The organism is Streptomyces taklimakanensis, assembly GCF_009709575.1.
Classification (GTDB): domain Bacteria; phylum Actinomycetota; class Actinomycetes; order Streptomycetales; family Streptomycetaceae; genus Streptomyces; species Streptomyces taklimakanensis.
This window is the reverse complement of record NZ_WIXO01000001.1, coordinates 1,445,946-1,463,212: the sequence shown is the minus strand read 5'-3', so window position 1 is coordinate 1,463,212 and position 17,267 is coordinate 1,445,946. Positions and strand designations below refer to the sequence as shown.

The following is a 17,267-nucleotide window of genomic DNA, read 5'->3' as shown; positions in this document are numbered from 1 at the left end:
TCCGGGCCCGGGACCGCGGCGGAACGGCGGCGGGGGTCACCCGCCGCCGTTCCGCCGTTCCGCCTCCGACGGGACGACGTCAGCCGGTCTCGCGCCAGCGGTTGGTGATCGGCAGGCGCCGGTCCTTGCCGAAGCCCTTGGCCGAGATCTTCGTGCCCGGCGGGTACTGCCGCCGCTTGTACTCGGCGGCGTCCGTCATCCGCAGCACCCGGGTGACGGTCTCCTCGTCGAACCCCCGGGCGATGATCTCCTCACGACCCTGGTCCCGGTCGACGTACAGCTCCAGGACGCGGTCCAGGACGTCGTAGTCGGGCAGGGAGTCCGAGTCCACCTGTCCCGGACGCAGCTCGGCGCTCGGCGGCTTGGAGATCGAGTTCTCCGGGATCGGCGGAGTCTCCCCGCGCTCGGCCGCGGCCTTGTTGCGCCAGAGGGCGAGGCGGTAGACGGTCGTCTTGTAGACGTCCTTGATCGGCCCGTAGGCGCCCACCGAGTCGCCGTAGAGGGTGGAGTAGCCGCACGCCAGCTCGGACTTGTTGCCCGGGGCGAGGACGATGTGTCCCTCCTGGTTGGAGAGCCCCATCAGCAGGGTGCCGCGCAGCCGGGCCTGGAGGTTCTCCTCCGCGAGCCCGGTGAGGCGCAGCGACTCCATGTAGGCGTCGAACATCGGTCCGATCGGCACGGTGCGGAAGTTGAGGCCCGTGCGCCGGGCCATCTCCGCCGCGTCGCCCCGGGAGTGCTCCGAGGAGTAGCGCGAGGGCATGGAGACGCCGTACACGTTCTCGGCACCGAGGGCGTCGCAGGCGATGGCGGCGGTGAGAGCGGAGTCGATGCCGCCGGAGAGGCCGATGAGCACCGAGCGGAAACCGTTCTTCAGGACGTAGGCGCGCAGCCCCGTGACGAGGGCGGTGTAGATCTCCTCGTCGTCGTCCATGCGCGGGGCCTCGGCACCGGTGACCTTGGGCTCGTACGGCGGGAGGGGATCGGCGGTCAGGACGCGGTGGTCGATGCGCAGGCCGTCGGCGACCTCACCGGAGGGGGGCGTGTCGGGGGCGGCGGGCAGGTCGAGGTCGAGCACGACGCAGCCCTCCTCGAACTGCGGTGCCCGCGCCAGGACCTCGCCGTCGGCGGCGACGACGATGGAGTCGCCGTCGAAGACCAGGTCGTCCTGGGCCCCCACCATCGCCAGGTAGGCGGTGGTGCAGCCCGCCTCGCGGGCGCGGCGGCGCACCAGGTCCAGGCGGGTGTCGTCCTTGTCGCGCTCGTAGGGGGAGGCGTTGATCGACAACAGCAGACCCGCCCCGGCGGCGCGGGCGGCGGGAACGCGCCCGCCGTCCTGCCACAGGTCCTCGCAGATCGCCAGGGCCACGTCGATTCCGCGCACCCGGATCACGGGCAGCGTCTCGCCGGGGACGAAGTAGCGGAACTCGTCGAAGACCCCGTAGTTGGGAAGGTGGTGCTTGGCGTAGGTCAGCACGACCTCGCCGCGGTACAGCACGGCCGCCGCGTTCCGCGGAGCGCCGGCGGGCTGCCCGTAGCGCGGCTGGGCCTCCTCCGCCCGGTCGAGGTAGCCGACGACCACGGGCAGTTCGCCGAGCCCCTCGTCGGCCAGCCGGGCGGCCAGCGCGGTGAGGGCGGAGCGACTGGCGTGGACGAAGGACGGGCGCAGGGCCAGGTCCTCGACGGGGTAGCCGGTGAGCATCATCTCGGGGAACGCCACCAGGTGCGCACCCTGTTCGGCCGAGTGCCGCGTCCAGCGGACGACCGCGTCCGCGTTCCCGGCGAGATCACCGACGGTGGAGTCGATCTGGTTCAGGGCGAGTCGTAGCTGAGGCACACGGTCAGTCTAATCGTCGTACTGACGCGATCTCGGGAGGCGGGCTCCCGGGGGAGAACCGCGTGTCGGATCCGTTCGGGTGAACGCCTCGTCCGGTACGTGGCGGGGCACCCGACTCACGGGCGGTGCCGCGTGCGCGCGGCTCGTCCGCCGGGAGAGCCCTTCGCGCTGTCCGGGGCGGTCGGCGCTTCCGGTGGCGTCGGAGGGGAGCCGAGGGCTCGGACGGGGCCGCGGAACCGCCACCGCACCGCGTGGATCTCCCGGCCGCCGGGGCGGCGTAATGTGGCGGTAACCCCTCACCGTGATACTGGTGTGCCGGCCGCCCCCTCATCGTTGGGCGGTGCGGGGAAGGGCCGTCTGACCAGCGAGGATGGGTGACCATGGACAAGCAGCAGGAATTCGTGCTCAGGACGCTCGAAGAGCGCGACATCCGGTTCGTCCGGTTGTGGTTCACCGACGTGCTCGGCTTCCTGAAGTCCGTCGCCGTCGCGCCCGCGGAACTGGAACAGGCCTTCGACGAGGGCATGGGCTTCGACGGGTCCGCGATCGAGGGCTTCGCGCGCGTCTACGAGTCCGACATGATCGCCAAGCCCGACCCCGGCACGTTCCAGATCCTGCCCTGGCGCGCCGAGGCCCCGGGCACCGCCCGGATGTTCTGCGACATCCTGATGCCCGACGGCTCCCCCTCCTACGCCGACCCGCGCTACGTCCTCAAGCGGGCCCTGAACAAGACCTCCGACCTCGGCTTCACCTTCTACACCCACCCCGAGATCGAGTTCTTCCTGCTCAAGGACAAGCCGGTGGACGGCACCCGACCCACTCCGGCGGACTCCTCCGGCTACTTCGACCACACCCCGCAGCACGTCGGCCAGGACTTCCGCCGGCAGGCGATCACCATGTTGGAGTCGATGGGGATCTCGGTGGAGTTCTCCCACCACGAGGGCGCCCCGGGCCAGCAGGAGATCGACCTGCGGTACGCCGACGCCCTGTCGACGGCCGACAACATCATGACGTTCCGCCTGGTGATGAAGCAGGTCGCGCTGGAGCAGGGCGTGCAGGCCACCTTCATGCCCAAGCCGTTCTCGGAGCACCCCGGTTCCGGCATGCACACCCACCTGTCGCTGTTCGAGGGCGACCGCAACGCCTTCCACGAGTCCGGCGCCGAGTACCAGCTCTCCAAGGTCGGCCGCTCCTTCATCGCCGGGCTGCTGAGGCACGCCGGGGAGATCTCCGCCGTCACCAACCAGTGGGTCAACTCCTACAAGCGCATCTGGGGCGGCGCCCAGCGCACCGCGGGCGCCGGCGGCGAGGCCCCCTCGTACATCTGCTGGGGGCACAACAACCGCTCCGCGCTGATCCGGGTGCCGATGTACAAGCCGGGCAAGACCGGCTCCACCCGCATCGAGGTGCGCTCCCTGGACTCCGGGGCCAACCCGTACCTGGCCTACGCGGTGCTGCTCGCCGCCGGCCTCAAGGGCATCGAGGAGGGCTACGAACTCCCGGCCGGCGCCGAGGACGACGTGTGGGCGCTGTCGGACGCCGAACGCCGCGCGATGGGCATCGAGCCGCTGCCGCAGAACCTGGGCGAGGCGATCGGGCTGATGGAGCGCAGCGAACTGGTCGCCGAGACGCTCGGCGAGCACGTCTTCGACTTCTTCCTGCGCAACAAGAAGCAGGAGTGGGAGGAGTACCGCTCGGAGGTCACCGCCTTCGAGCTGCGCAAGTCCCTGCCGGTGCTGTAGTCCCGACCGCGGGTGGGCGCGCCGGCGCGCCCACCCGCGGGGGCGGGGTGGCGCACACGGCGAGGAGGTTGGGAGCACGGTGGTACAGGGCGGTCGGCGCGACAGCCGGTTCGGACGGTTCGCACGGCGTGGGTTCACCGATCCGGGGACGGCCGGACGGCTGATGGACTCGCCCGCCGTGGACCGGGTGCGGGACGATCCGGCCCTGCTGGACGCCCTCGGCGGCACCGCCGACCCCGACCTGGCGCTGCGTTCCTTCGTGCGTCTGGCGGAGGCCCAGCCGGACGAGGAGGAGCGCCGGCTGCTGCTGGGCACCGTGCAGGCCGCCAAGCCGCTGCGCGACCGGCTGCTGGGCGTGCTGGGGTCATCCGAGGCCCTCGGCGACCACCTGGCGCGACACCCCGGGGACTGGCGGGCCCTGCAGGCGTACGAGACGACCGACCTGCACCCCGGCGTCGAGGAGTTCGAGGCGGCCCTGGCCGCCGCGGAGGACCCCGACGAGCTGCGCGTGGCCTACCGTCGGGCCCTGTTGGCCGTCGCCGCCCGCGACGTGTGCGGCACCACCGACGTCGCCGAGACTGCCGCCGAACTCGCCGACCTGGCCACCGCCACCCTGCGCGCGGCCCTGGCGATCGCCTCCCGGGAGGCGCCCGAGGACGCGGCGCTGTGCCGGCTGGCCGTGATCGGGATGGGCAAGTGCGGCGGCCACGAGTTGAACTACGTCTCGGACGTGGACGTCGTCTTCGTCGCCGAGCCGGCCGGAGGCGGCGGCGGGGAGGACGGGGACGGCGACGGGGAGGCCAGGGCGTTGCGGGCCGCCGGTCGGCTCGCCTCCCGCATGATGCGGATCTGCTCCGACACCACCGCCGAGGGCACCATCTGGCCGGTGGACGCCAATCTGCGTCCCGAGGGGCGCAACGGCCCGCTGGTGCGCACCCTGAGCAGCCATCTGGCGTACTACCAGCGCTGGGCCAAGACCTGGGAGTTCCAGGCCCTGCTCAAGGCCCGGCCGGTGGCCGGCGACGCGGCGCTGGGCCGCGAGTACCGCGAAGCCGTCGGGCCGCTGGTGTGGCAGGCGGCCGAGCGGGAGAACTTCGTCACCGACGTCCAGCAGATGCGGCGCCGGGTGGTGGCCGGCATCCCCGTCGCACAGCTCGACCGCGAGCTCAAGCTCGGTCCCGGCGGCCTGCGGGACGTGGAGTTCGCCGTCCAGCTCCTCCAGCTCGTCCACGGTCGCAGCGACACCGCCCTGCGCAGCCCCACCACCCTGGCCGCGCTGGACGCGCTCGCCGCCGGCGGGTACGTCGGCCGCCGGGACGCGGCCGCGCTCGGCGACGCGTACCGCTTCCTGCGCACCCTGGAACACCGCATCCAGCTCCACCGGATGCGCCGCACCCACCTGATGCCCCAGGACGAGGCCGAGCTGCGGATGCTGGGACGCTCCCTGGGCTTCCGGCAGGACCCGGTGGCCGAGCTGACGCGCGCCTGGAAGCGGCACGCCGCGGTGGTGCGGCGGCTGCACGAGAAGCTCTTCTACCGTCCGCTGCTGGACGCCGTCGCCCAGCTCGCGCCGGGGGAGATCCGGCTCTCCCCCGGGGCCGCCCGACAGCGGCTGGAGGCCCTGGGCTACGCCGATCCGGCCGCGGCCCTGCGCCACCTGGAGGCGCTGACGTCCGGCGTCAGCCGCAAGGCCGCCATCCAGCGCACCCTGCTTCCGGTGCTGCTGGGCTGGTTCGCCGACTCCGCCGACCCCGACGCCGGGCTGTTGGGCTTCCGCAAGGTCTCCGACGCGCTCGGCCAGACGCCCTGGTACCTGCGGCTGCTGCGGGACGAGGGGGTCGCCGCCGAGAACCTGGCCCGGGTGCTCTCCGCCGGGCGCCTCGCCCCCGACCTGCTGCTGCGCGCCCCCGAGGCCGTCGCGCTGCTCGGGGACCCGGAGGGGCTGCGGCCGCGCGGTCGGGAGGCGCTCACCCAGGAGGTGCTGGCGGCCGTCGGCCGCGCCGACGGGCCCGAACAGGCCGTCACCGCGGCCCGTGGGGTGCGGCGCAGGGAGCTGTTCCGCACGGCCGCCGCCGATGTCGTGGGCGCCTACCGGGCCGCGGTCGCCGAGGGGGAGTCCGATGAGGGCGTCGGCGCCGACGAGGGTGCCGGGATCGCCGCCGCCGTGGACCGGGTCGGCCGGGCGCTGTCCGACCTCAACGCCGCGACGATCGCCGGGGCCCTGCGCGCGGCGGTGGACGCCCGCTGGGGCGACACCCTGCCCACCCGCTTCGCCGTCATCGGCATGGGTCGTTTCGGCGGCCGCGAGCTGAACTACGGCTCCGACGCCGATGTCCTCTTCGTCCACGAACCGCGCGAGGGCGTGGGGGAGCGCGAGGCGAGCGAGGCCGCCTTCGCCGTCGCCAACGAGATGCGCAGGCTGCTCCAGCTGCCCAGCTCCGACCCGCCGCTGACGATCGACGCCGATCTGCGGCCGGAGGGGCGCAGCGGCCCGCTGGTGCGCACCCTGGCCTCCTACGAGGTGTACTACCGGCGCTGGTCGCAGGTGTGGGAGCGGCACGCGCTGCTGCGCGCCGAGCCCGTGGCCGGTGACGAGGAGCTGGGGCGCCGCTTCGTCGCGCTGATCGATCCGCTGCGCTACCCCGAGGGCGGTCCGGACGAGGAGGCGGTGCGGGAGATCCGCCGGTTGAAGGCCCGGATGGAGTCCGAGCGGCTGCCGCGCGGCGCCGACCGGACCACCCACACCAAGCTGGGCAGGGGCGGCCTGTCGGACGTGGAGTGGACGGTGCAGTTGACGCAGCTGTGCCACGCGGCGGACGAGCCGGGGCTGCGGACCACCCGCACCCGCCCGGCCCTGGCCGCGGCCCGGGACGCCGGGTTGATCGCCGAGGAGGACGCGGCGGTCCTGGACGAGGCGTGGCTGCTGGCCACCCGGGTGCGCAACGCGGTGATGCTGGTGCGCGGGCGCCCCGGCGACACCTTCCCCTCCGAGCCGCGCGAGCTGGCTGCGGTGGGCCGCTACCTGGGGTACGAACCCGGTCACGTGGGGGAGTTGCTGGAGGACTACCGGCGCACCACGCGCCGGGCGCGGACGGTGGTGGACCGGCTGTTCTACGGCGTCGACTGACCGGAACCCCTGCCCGGATGAGGTGAATTGTTGGGTTTTGTCCGACCCGAGGCGGTTACGAGGAGGGCAGAACGAACGGACGCCGCCACGAGGAGGCCGACATGGGCAAGCTGGGCGACATGGCGAAGAAGGCCAAGGAGATGGCCAAGGGGCACCCCGACAAGGCGGACCAGGCCGTCGACCGGGCCGAGCGGACGGTCGACGAGCGCACCGGGGACCGCTACGACGCCCGGACGGACCGGGCCGCGGAGAGCGTCCGCCGTTCCTACGGCGGCGACGAGAACCGCCCGCGGTAGTCGATCGGCCCGCACCTCGGGAACGACGGACGGGGCCGGTGACGCACCGCGCGTCACCGGCCCCGTCCGTCGTCCTCGGGGCGCCGTGGGCCCGTTCACGGTGAGGCCGGCACCATCCGCGGCAGGCGGTGGGCCGGCGCTCCGTACCACAGGCAGGAGACGGCGAAGCCTATGCCCAGGCAGGCCACCCCTCCCACCGCGTCCAGCCAGAAGTGGTTGGCGGTGCAGACGATCACGACGAGGGTGACGGCCGGGTAGAGCCAGCCGAGGATCCTCACCCACAGCGGCGCGGCGAGCACGGCGATGGTGATGCCGCACCACACCGACCAGCCGATGTGCATCGAGGGCATGGCCGCGTACTGGTTGGAGACGCTCGCCATGTTGCCCGAGGCCATCGAGCCCCAGGTGTCGTGGACCTTCACGGTGTCGATGAAGTGCACGCTCTCCATCAGCCGCGGCGGCGCCAGGGGGTAGAGGTAGTAGCCGAGCAGGGCGACGGCGGTGGTGGCGAACAGCACCGTGCGGGAGGCGGCGTAGCGGCCGGGGTGTCTGCGGTAGAGCCACACCAGCACGCCGATGGTCACGACGAAGTGCAACGTCGCGTAGTAGTAGTTCATCGTCACGATCAGCCAGGTGACGCCGTTGACGGCGTGGTTGAGCGACTGCTCGACGGCGATGCCGAGGGCGCGTTCGACCTCCCACAGCCAGTCGGCGTTCCGCAGCGCCTGGGCCTCCTGCTCCGGCACGGCGTTGCGGATCATGGAGTAGGTCCAGTAGCTGACCGCGATCAGCACGATCTCGAACCAGATGCGGGGCCGGCGGGGGGCGCGGATGCGCTGGACGACGGTTCGGCGCGGCGCCGGAACACGTCCGCGTTCATCTGCCGGAATGACGGTGGTCATCTCGGCTTCTTCCGTCGTCCTCGTAATCGGTGCCCCCATGGGGCGACAGTTTGCCAGAATCCGGCCCCCGACCGATCATCCCCCGGTCTGGTCCTGTCCGCTCCGGCTCCTCCCCGAGGCCGACGTCCGCCCCTGAGGAGCGGAGGCGGTGGAGCCGCGGACGACCAGTTCGGGCAGGAAGACGAACTCGCTGTGCGGGGCGGGGGTGCCGCCGATCTCCTCCAGCAGCGCCCGCACGGCCGCCTGCCCCATCGCCGTCACCGGTTGGCGGATGGTGGTCAGGGGCGGGTCGGTGAAGGCGATCAGCGGGGAGTCGTCGAAGCCGACCACCGAGATGTCGCCGGGGACCGACAGGCCGAGCCGGCGGGCGGCCCGGATGGCACCCAGGGCCATCATGTCGCTGGCGCAGGCCACCGCCGTGCAGCCGGCGTCGATCAGCGAGGTGGCGGCGGCCTGGCCGCCCTCCAGGGTGTAGAGGGAGTGCTGGACGAAGGCCCCCGCCTCCTCCGGCGTCATGCCCAGCTGCTCCTGGAGGCTGGCGGTGAACCCCTCCGTCTTGCGCTGGACGGGCACGAAACGGGCCGGCCCCAGGGCCAGCCCGATCCGCTCGTGGCCCAGCGAGACCAAGTGGGTGACCGCCAGGCGCATCGCGGCGCGGTCGTCCGACGAGACGAAGGGCGCCCGGACCTTGGGGGAGAACCCGTTGATCATCACGAACGGCACGCCCTTGCCGCGCAGTTGCTCGTAGCGCTGCGTGTCGGCGCTGGTGTCGGCGTGCAGGCCCGAGACGAAGATGATCCCGGCCACGCCCCGCTCCACCAGCATCTCGGTCAGCTCGTCCTCGGTCGAGCCGCCGGGGGTCTGGGTGGCGAGGACGGGGGTGTAGCCCTGACGGGTCAGCGCCTCCCCGATGACCTGGGCGAACGCCGGGAAGATCGGGTTGTCCAGCTCGGGGGTGATCAGCCCCACCAGGCCCGCGCTGCGCCGGCGCAGCCTGGTGGGTCGCTCGTACCCCAGCAGGTCCAACGCGGCGAGGACGGACTCGCGGGTGGCCGGGGAAACGCCCGGTTTGCCGTTGAGGACGCGGCTGACCGTCGCTTCGCTGACCCCCGCCTGGGCTGCGATGTCAGCTAGCCGTGCGGTCACAGCACTGGACTGTACCGGCCGTGTGTCGCACTGCCCACCGTACCCGGGAGTTCGCCGGATTCATGGTGGTTCCCTCGCGCGGAAGGGCGGATTCCGGTGGTGGCGAAGGCGGACCGGACCCACCCGGGCCCGGTCCGGGGCCGACGCGGGACGGAACGGACGCCGCGCGGCGGGGCCGGCGTCAGCGCTCGACGCGGTAGCCCGGCAGCAACTGCTCGTTCCACTCCTCGGCGGTGCGCGCCAGGCCCTCCTCGGGGGTCTCCTCACCGCGCAGGATGGCCGTGTAGTGGGGCTGGAGCAGGGTGAACAACCGGCCGCTCTCGGGGATGGAGGGCCGGGCCACGGCCTTGGTCAGCGCCAGGTAGAAGGAGTTGCGGACCGGATCGGAGAGCACCTTGTCGGTGTACGCGGCGGTACGGGTCGGCAGCAGGCCGAGCGCCAGGGCGGTCTTCTCCTGCTGCTCGGCGTCCGTCATGAACCTGACGAAGAGGTAGGACGCCTCCAGGTCGTCCGAGTCCGCCGCGACCACCAGGTTGTGGCCGCCGGTGGGCGAGCCGGCGGTGCCGGTGGAGCCGGCCGGGACGGCGGCGATGCCCAGGTTGTCGCGGTTCTCGAACTCCGGGGAGGTGAAGATCTCGGAGGTCGCCCAGGGGCCGTTGATCATCATGGCCGCCTCGCCCTCCTTGAACGCGTTCTGCATCGCGGCGTACGCGTCCTCGCGCGGCGGCTCGGGAGCGGCACCGGAGGAGACCAGGTCGGCGGCCGTGGACACGCCGCGGACCGACGCCTCGTTGGCGACGGTGATCGACTGGGCGTCGACGTCGACCAGGTCGCTCTCCTCGCCGTAGAGGAACGGCAGCGAGAAGAACGGGTCGGGGTTGAGGACGATGCCCTCCGCGCCCGTCTCCTCCCTGATCCTCAAGGCGACGTCCTTGAGCTCCTTCCAGGTGGCCGGGGGCCGCGCGATCCCGGCCTCCTCGAAGATCCGCCTGTTGTAGAGCAGGGCCAGGGTGTCGGTCACCTGTGGGACGCCGTGGACGCTGCCGTCCTCCCGCACCACGCTCGCGGTGGTGCTCGGCAGGAAGTCCTCGGAGATGTCGCCGTCCAGGGCGGAGGTGCCGGTCAGGTCGGCCAGGTGCCCTTCGGCGGCGAACCCCGCGGTCCAGCCGACGTCGGCGCGCAGCACGTCGGGCACGTCCCGCCCGGACTCCACCGCGTCCAGGAACTTCTGTCGGGCCTGGTCGAAGGGCACGCCGACGTGGTCGACCTCGATGGCTGGGTACTCCGCCTCGAAGGCGGCGACCAGTTCGGCGAAGTGGGGGTTCTCCGCCTCGCCGGAGGTGTCCCACCAGGTGATCGTGCCCGAGACGGTCGAGGCGCCGTCACCGGAGTCCCCCGTCAGTCCGCAGGCGCCGGCCGTGAGGGACAGGGAGAGGCAGACGGCGGCGGCCGCGACCGCGCGGCGCCGCCGGCCCCGTCCGGCCGAACCGGGAGTTCCGGGCTGTATGCGGTTTTCCATCGTGCTCTTCCCGTCTGACCTCAACCGGAGGATCCGCTGTGGACCGGGAGGAAGGTAGCAGGGATGCAACTTCTTGCGGAAGCCGTTGCGGACTCGTTTGCAGAAAGTTGCCGCAAGGTCTTTCTAAAAGATTGCGTCGCTGTTACGTTCCTCGTCAGCCCGGCGCCGCGACCGAGCGGCCCGCGCGGAGTACGCCCGTGCCCCCGCGAGACGGGCACCGGAACATGGAGGAGTTCATATGCGGCGTGGCATAGGGACCACCGCACTGGTGGCCGCCATCGCGCTGGCGGCCGGCGCCTGCGGCGGCAGCGACGACGGCGACGGCAAGAAGAACGCCGGCGGCGAGCTGTCGGGCACCGTCGAGTTCTGGGACACCTCGGGCGACGCGGAGAAGGACTTCTTCAAGAAGGTCGCCGAGGAGTTCGAGAAGGAGCACCCCGGGGTCGAGGTCAAGTACGTCAACGTGCCCTTCGGCGAGGCGAGCAACAAGTTCAAGAACGCCGCCGGCGGCGGCGCCGGCGCCCCCGACGTGATGCGCACCGAGGTCGCCTGGGTCGCGGACTTCGCCAGCCTCGGCTACCTGGCCCCGCTGGACGACACCGTCGCCGTCGACGGCAAGGACGACTTCCTGCCGCAGGCCTGGGGCAGCACCCAGTACGAGGGCAAGACCTACGCCGTGCCGCAGGTGATCGACACCCTCGCGCTCTTCTACAACAAGGAGCTGCTGGAGAAGGCCGGCGTCGAGGTCCCGAAGTCCTTCGAGGACATCGAGAACTCCACCGGCAAGTTCGAGAAGGAGGGTGTCACCCCCTTCTACCTGCGCGGTGACGACCCCTACTTCGTCCTGCCCTTCCTCTACGGCGAGGGCGGCGACATGCTCGACGCCGACACCAAGAAGATCACCATCGACGACGAGCCCGGTGTGCGGGCGTTCGAGGTGATGAAGGACCTGGTGGACTCCGAGGCCGCGATCACCGACACGACCGACGGCTGGGAGAACATGCAGAAGGCCTTCAAGGACGGCAAGGTCGCGATGATGCTCAACGGCCCCTGGGCCATCGAGGACACCCTCGCGGGCAGGCAGTTCAAGGGCCGGGAGGACAACCTCGGTGTCGCCGCCGTCCCGGCCGGCAGCGCCGGCCAGGGCTCCCCGCAGGGCGGTCACAACTACTCCGTCTACGCCGGCTCCGACAACCTGGACGCCTCCTACGAGTTCGTGAAGTACATGAGCTCCGCCGAGGTCCAGAAGCGCACCACCGAGGAGCTGAACCTGCTGCCGACCCGCACCTCGGTCTACGAGGAGCAGACCGTCAAGGACAACCAGATGGTCCAGTTCTTCAAGCCCGCCGTGGACAAGGCCGTCGAGCGCCCCTGGATCGCCCAGGGCAACTCCCTCTTCGAGCCGCTCCGCGTCCAGTTGGCCGAGGTCCTCACCGGCAGGACCACGCCGGAGGACGCCGCGAAGAAGGCCGGCGAGGAGTACGCCGAGCTCCTCGAGGGCGGGGACTGGAAGTAACCGAGGAACTCAGGAGAGGCTGACCGACGACCATGGCTGTCGAGACCGGCCAGTCGGTGGCACCGGCCGCGGGCGGAGACGCCCGCGGCCGCGGCCGCGGAACTGGCGAGAAGTCCGGAAAGGCTCCCGGACCGCTGCGCCGGGCCCTGGCCACCCACTGGTACGCCTGGGCCATGGTGGCCCCCGTGGTGACCGTGATCGCGGTGATCATCGGCTACCCGCTGCTACGGGGCGTCTGGCTGTCCCTCACGAACGCCGACGAGTCCAACGTGGCCCGCACCATCGGCGTCAACGAGATCGAGGCGACCTACGAGTTCACCGGTCTGGAGAACTACACGGAGATCCTCACCGACGGCGTCTTCTGGGACCGGCTGGGCTGGACGGTGGTGTGGACGGTCGGCTGTGTCTCCGTCACCTTCCTGGCCGGCCTGGTCCTGGCCGTCATGCTCAACCGGAAGCTGCGCGGCCGGGCCCTGTACCGCATCGCCATCATCCTGCCCTGGGGCATTCCCGCCTTCGTCTCCGTCTTCGCCTGGAAGATGCTCTTCAACGAGAAGAACGGCATCCTCAACAAGGTGCTCTCCGGCGGCGGCATCGACGGCGTCCCCTGGCTGGGCGACCCCACCTGGGCGAAGATCTCGGTCATCGCGGTGAACGTCTGGCTGGGCGTGCCCTTCATGCTCGTCGCCCTGCTGGGCGCGCTCCAGGCCATCCCCGGCGAGCTGCTGGAGGCCGCCGAGGTGGACGGGGCGAACGCCTGGCAGCGCTTCCGCAACGTCACCCTGCCCGGCATCCGCTCGGTCAGCAGCACCGTGGTCCTGCTGAGCACCATCTGGACGTTCAACATGTTCCCGGTGATCTACCTGCTCACCCGCGGCGGCCCCGGTGACTCCACCGAGATCCTGGTGACCTACGCCTACCGGCTGTCCTTCCTCAACAGCCCGCGCGACTTCGCCACCTCCGCGGCCTGGGGCGTGCTGATCCTGCTGCTCCTGATGGCCTTCGCGGTGGTCTACCGCCGTTCGCTCCGCAAGCAGGGAGAGGTGTGGTGACGACCATGAAGACCACACGGACCACCACCAAAAGCACCACCGGAACCACCACGCCCGACCCCACCACGACCGCGCCCGCGCCGTCGGTGCCCGCGCCGCCGGCGGAGGCCGGCCGCCCCCGGCGCGTCCGCGGGCGCGGCGAGCGCGGCCCCCTGGCCTCCGTCGGCCTGCACGCGGGTCTGCTGCTGGCCGCCGTGGTCGCGGTGTTCCCGCCGTTCTGGCTGCTGGTGACGTCCTTCAAACCCAAGACCGAGACCTTCACCACCGCGCTGGTGAAGAACTTCACCCTCGAGAACTACGACCACGTCCTGAACGACACCTACTTCCTGACGTGGTTCTGGAACTCGGTGGTGGTCGTGGTCGTCACCACGGTGCTCGGCGTGTTCATCTCCGCCACCACCGGGTACGCCGTCAGCCGCTTCCGCTTCCCCGGCATGCGGCCGCTGATGTGGACCCTGCTGATCACGCAGATGTTCCCCATGGCGATCCTGATCGTGCCGCTGTACAACCTGATGGCGCAGCTGCGACTGCTCAACCAGCCCGTCGGCCTGATCATCACCTACCTCACCATCGCGGTGCCGTTCTGCGCCTGGATGATGAAGGGTTTCTTCGACACCATCCCCGTCTCCATCGACGAGTCCGGGCGCGTGGACGGCCTCAACCCCTTCGGCACCTTCTGGCGGCTGATCCTGCCGCTGGCCAAGCCGGGCCTGGCCGTCACCGGCTTCTACAGCTTCGTGACGGCCTGGGCCGAGGTCGCCTACGCGTCGGCCTTCATGACCGGCGAGGAGAACCTCACCCTCGCCGGCGGCCTGCAGACCTTCGTCAACCAGTACGTCGGCGACTGGGGTTCGATGACCGCCGCCGCGGTGATCATCGCCGTGCCGGCCGCGATCGTCTTCGGGATCGCCCAGCGGCACCTCGTCGCCGGACTGACCTCCGGCGCCGTCAAGTCCTGACCGGCCCCCACCCCAGCCCGCGCGGCGCCTCGCGTCCCCCCACTCACGACCACCAGGGATGACATGACCCAGCACTCCTCAGCCCCCGCCACCGGTACGGCTCCCGCCCTCCGCACGGACGCCTCGGGAGGGCCCACCAACTGGTGGCGCGACGCGGTGATCTACCAGGTCTACCCCCGCTCCTTCGCCGACGGCAACGGCGACGGCATGGGCGACCTGGCGGGCGTCCGCGCGCGGTTGCCGTACCTGGCCGACCTGGGCGTCGACGCCGTCTGGCTCAGCCCCTTCTACGCCTCCCCGCAGGCCGACGCCGGGTACGACGTCGCCGACTACCGGGCCATCGACCCGATGTTCGGCGACCTCCACGACGCCGACGCCCTGATCCGCGACGCCCACGAACTGGGCCTGCGGATCATCGTGGACCTGGTGCCCAACCACTCCTCCGACCAGCACGAGTGGTTCCAGCGCGCCCTGCGCGAGGGACCGGGCTCCCCGCTGCGCGACCGCTACCACTTCCGGCCCGGCCGCGGCCCGAGCGGCGACGAGCCGCCCAACGACTGGGAGTCCATCTTCGGCGGCCCGGCCTGGACCCGCACCACCAACCCCGACGGCACGCCGGGGGAGTGGTACCTGCACCTGTTCGCCCCCGAGCAGCCCGACTTCAACTGGGAGAACGAGGCCGTGCGGGACGAGTTCCGCTCGGTGCTGCGCTTCTGGCTGGACATGGGCGTGGACGGCTTCCGCATCGACGTCGCCCACGGCCTGGTCAAGGCCGCCGGACTGCCGGACATGGGTCGCTCCGGTCAGCTGAAGCTGCTGGGCAACCAGGTGCTGCCGTTCTTCGACCAGGACGGCGTCCACGAGATCTACCGCTCCTGGCGCCGCGTCCTCGACGAGTACCCGGGCGAGCGCATCGGCGTCGCCGAGGCGTGGACGCCCAGCCCCGAGCGCACGGCCCTGTACCTGCGGCCCGACGAGCTCCACCAGGCGTTCAACTTCCACTACCTCAACACCGGCTGGGACGCCGAGGCGCTGCGCGCGGTCATCGACGAGTCGCTGGACTCCATGCGCCCGGTCGGCGCCCCCACCACCTGGGTGCTCTCCAACCACGACGTCGTGCGGCACCGCACCCGGCTCGGCGGCGGTCTGCCCCGCGCCCGCGCGGCCTCGCTGCTGATGCTGGCGCTGCCCGGCTCGGCCTACGTCTACCAGGGCGAGGAGCTGGGCCTGCCGGAGGTCGTCGACCTGCCCGACGAGGTGCGCCAGGACCCGTCGTTCTTCAAGGACAACGGCCAGGAGGGCTTGCGCGACGGCTGCCGCGTGCCCATCCCGTGGACGGCCGACGGCCCCAGCCACGGCTTCGGTTCCGGTGGGAGCTGGCTGCCCCAGCCGGAGGAGTGGGCGGAGCTGTCGGTCGAGGAGCAGACCGGCGACCCCACCTCCACCCTGGAGCTGTACCGCAGCGCGCTGGCCGTGCGCCGCGAGCACCCGGCGCTGGGCGCGGGCGAGGAGGTGGAGTGGCTGGAGGACTTCCCCGCCGGGGTGCTGGCCTTCCGCCGTCGCGCCGCCGACGGTTCCGGGAAGGACTTCGTCTGCACCGTCAACACCACCGAGGCCCCGGTGGAGCTGCCCGCGGCACCCGGCCGGGCGCTGCTGGCCAGCGGGGAGTACGACGGTGGGGCACTCCCGGCCGACACCACCGTCTGGTGGACGGCGTGACCGAGGCGGGCACGGTCCCCGCACCGGTCCCGCCGCAGGGCGGGACGGTCGTGGGGGCCGGTCCGCACACCGCCCGGCTCGCCGACATCGCCGCCCAGGCCTCGGTCAGCGAGGCCACGGTCAGCCGCGTCCTCAACGGCAGGGCGGGGGTGGCGGCCGGCACCCGGCAGAAGGTGCTGGCCGCCCTGGACGTGCTGGGCTACGAGCGGCCGGTGCGGCTGCGGCAACGCAGCGCCGGCCTGATCGGGCTGGTCATCCCCGAACTGACCAACCCGATCTTCCCGGCGTTCGCGCAGGTCATCGAGCAGGTCCTGGCCGGGCACGGCTACACGCCGGTGCTGTGCACCCAGATGCCGGGCGGCGCCACCGAGGACGAGCTGGTCGACCAGCTCGTCGAGCGCGGCGTCAACGGCATCGTCTTCCTCTCCGGACTGCACGCCGACACCACCGCCGATCCGGGCCGGTACGTCCGGCTCGCCGGGCGCGGCGTGCCGTTCGTGCTCGTCAACGGCTTCAACGAGCACATCGGTGCGCCCTTCGTCTCGCCCGACGACCGCGCGGCGGCGCGGATGGCCGTCCGCCACCTGACCGATCTCGGACACGATCCGCGGCGGATCGGTCTGGCGGTCGGCCCCGTCCGTTACGTGCCGGTGCGGCGCAAGGCGGAGGGGTTCACCGAGGCCCTGGCGGAGCGGGGCGTTCCGGCCGAGGAGACACGGCGACTGGTCCGGCACACGCTGTTCACGCTGGAGGGCGGCCACGCGGCGGCCGGGGCGCTGATCGACGCCGGCTGTACGGGCGTGGTCTGCGGCAGCGACATGATGGCGCTCGGCGTGGTGCGGGCGGCCCGGCAGCGGGGGCTGGAGGTGCCGCGCGACCTGTCGGTGGTCGGCTTCGACGACTCGGAGCTGATCGCCTTCACCGATCCGCCCCTGACGACCGTGCGGCAGCCGGTCAAGGCCATGGCGAGCGCGGCGGTGGGCGCGCTGTTGGAGGAGATCGGCGGGAGCCCGGTGCAGCACACGGAGTTCGTCTTCCAGCCCGAGCTGGTGGTGCGCGGCTCCACGGCCCCGCCGCCCGCCCCGGTGGGGGAGGCCCGGGTGCCGTAGGGGCCGGCAGGAGGGCTTCCGGGCATCCGGGGATCGTTCGTCCGGAGGGCGGACGTGCGCGGCGTGGGCCGTGCGCGTCCGCCCGTCGTCGTCGGAACCCGGCCCGACCGGCCGGGCGCGTGGGGTTCCTCGTGCGGAACCCCCGACCGGCCGGGCCGGGAGTGTGGTTGAACGTAGCACCATGCAATCCCTTGCGAAAGAGATTGCGCGGAGAAGGCGGTCACGTTTCCGGGGCGTGTCGAAAGCCTTGACGGCCGTCAGGGGCCCGTCTACGGTCTCCAGCGCGAAGACTTGCACGAATTTTCAGTCTTCTTGCAGCAAGAGCATTCGGCTTCCACGGCCTTAC

Annotated in this window: 12 protein-coding genes; 8 read left to right on the top strand and 4 right to left on the bottom strand. The window is 71.8% G+C overall.

The genetic code is table 11. The features are described 5' to 3' along the window. Positions 1-79 precede the first annotated feature (79 nt). Positions 80-1,834 carry an NAD+ synthase gene (locus tag F0L17_RS06430; RefSeq protein ID WP_162465888.1) on the bottom strand — a complete coding sequence of 585 codons (1,755 nt, stop codon included), beginning with the start codon at positions 1,832-1,834 and terminating at the stop codon, positions 80-82. 380 nt (positions 1,835-2,214) lie between these two features. Here F0L17_RS06430 and glnA point away from each other — a divergent pair, with 380 nt between their 5' ends. From glnA to F0L17_RS06415, 3 genes are all read left to right on the top strand, one after another. After that, positions 2,215-3,576, top strand: coding sequence for a type I glutamate--ammonia ligase (gene glnA, locus F0L17_RS06425; RefSeq protein ID WP_155070306.1), 1,362 nt, complete (start codon positions 2,215-2,217; stop codon positions 3,574-3,576). A 79-nt stretch (positions 3,577-3,655) separates the two neighbouring features. Beyond that, entirely contained in the window at positions 3,656-6,703 is a 3,048-nt protein-coding gene (locus tag F0L17_RS06420; protein ID WP_162465887.1) for a bifunctional [glutamine synthetase] adenylyltransferase/[glutamine synthetase]-adenylyl-L-tyrosine phosphorylase, read from the top strand. 101 nt (positions 6,704-6,804) lie between these two features. Beyond that, a complete protein-coding gene (locus F0L17_RS06415; RefSeq protein WP_155070305.1) occupies positions 6,805-6,999 on the top strand; it encodes an antitoxin in 195 nt (64 codons plus the stop codon). 95 nt (positions 7,000-7,094) lie between these two features. Here F0L17_RS06415 and F0L17_RS06410 read toward each other — a convergent pair whose 3' ends face one another. The 3 genes from F0L17_RS06410 to F0L17_RS06400 form a co-directional block, all read right to left on the bottom strand. Next, positions 7,095-7,901, bottom strand: coding sequence for a phosphatase PAP2 family protein (locus tag F0L17_RS06410; RefSeq protein ID WP_238419260.1), 807 nt, complete (start codon positions 7,899-7,901; stop codon positions 7,095-7,097). Positions 7,902-7,976: 75 nt separating this feature from the next. Further along, on the bottom strand, positions 7,977-9,047 hold the full coding sequence (locus F0L17_RS06405) for a substrate-binding domain-containing protein (protein WP_162465886.1): 1,071 nt from the start codon (positions 9,045-9,047) through the stop codon (positions 7,977-7,979). A gap of 181 nt (positions 9,048-9,228) precedes the next feature. Then, a complete protein-coding gene (locus tag F0L17_RS06400) occupies positions 9,229-10,566 on the bottom strand; it encodes an extracellular solute-binding protein (protein WP_155070303.1) in 1,338 nt (445 codons plus the stop codon). Between the two features lie 238 nt (positions 10,567-10,804). Here F0L17_RS06400 and F0L17_RS06395 point away from each other — a divergent pair, with 238 nt between their 5' ends. From F0L17_RS06395 to F0L17_RS06375, 5 genes are all read left to right on the top strand, one after another. Next, entirely contained in the window at positions 10,805-12,082 is a 1,278-nt protein-coding gene (locus tag F0L17_RS06395; protein WP_155070302.1) for an extracellular solute-binding protein, read from the top strand. Between the two features lie 32 nt (positions 12,083-12,114). Then, the gene (locus tag F0L17_RS06390; RefSeq protein ID WP_155070301.1) at positions 12,115-13,134 is read left to right on the top strand and encodes a carbohydrate ABC transporter permease; all 1,020 of its coding nucleotides are present in this window, start codon (positions 12,115-12,117) and stop codon (positions 13,132-13,134) included. A 5-nt stretch (positions 13,135-13,139) separates the two neighbouring features. Continuing rightward, complete coding sequence (locus F0L17_RS06385) at positions 13,140-14,093, top strand: sugar ABC transporter permease (RefSeq protein WP_155070300.1); 954 nt, start codon at positions 13,140-13,142, stop codon at positions 14,091-14,093. A 63-nt stretch (positions 14,094-14,156) separates the two neighbouring features. Beyond that, a complete protein-coding gene (locus F0L17_RS06380) occupies positions 14,157-15,812 on the top strand; it encodes a glycoside hydrolase family 13 protein (protein ID WP_155070299.1) in 1,656 nt (551 codons plus the stop codon). Further along, complete coding sequence (locus F0L17_RS06375; protein WP_155073248.1) at positions 15,797-16,921, top strand: LacI family DNA-binding transcriptional regulator; 1,125 nt, start codon at positions 15,797-15,799, stop codon at positions 16,919-16,921. Before F0L17_RS06380 ends, F0L17_RS06375 begins: the two co-directional genes overlap by 16 nt. Positions 16,922-17,267 lie beyond the last annotated feature (346 nt).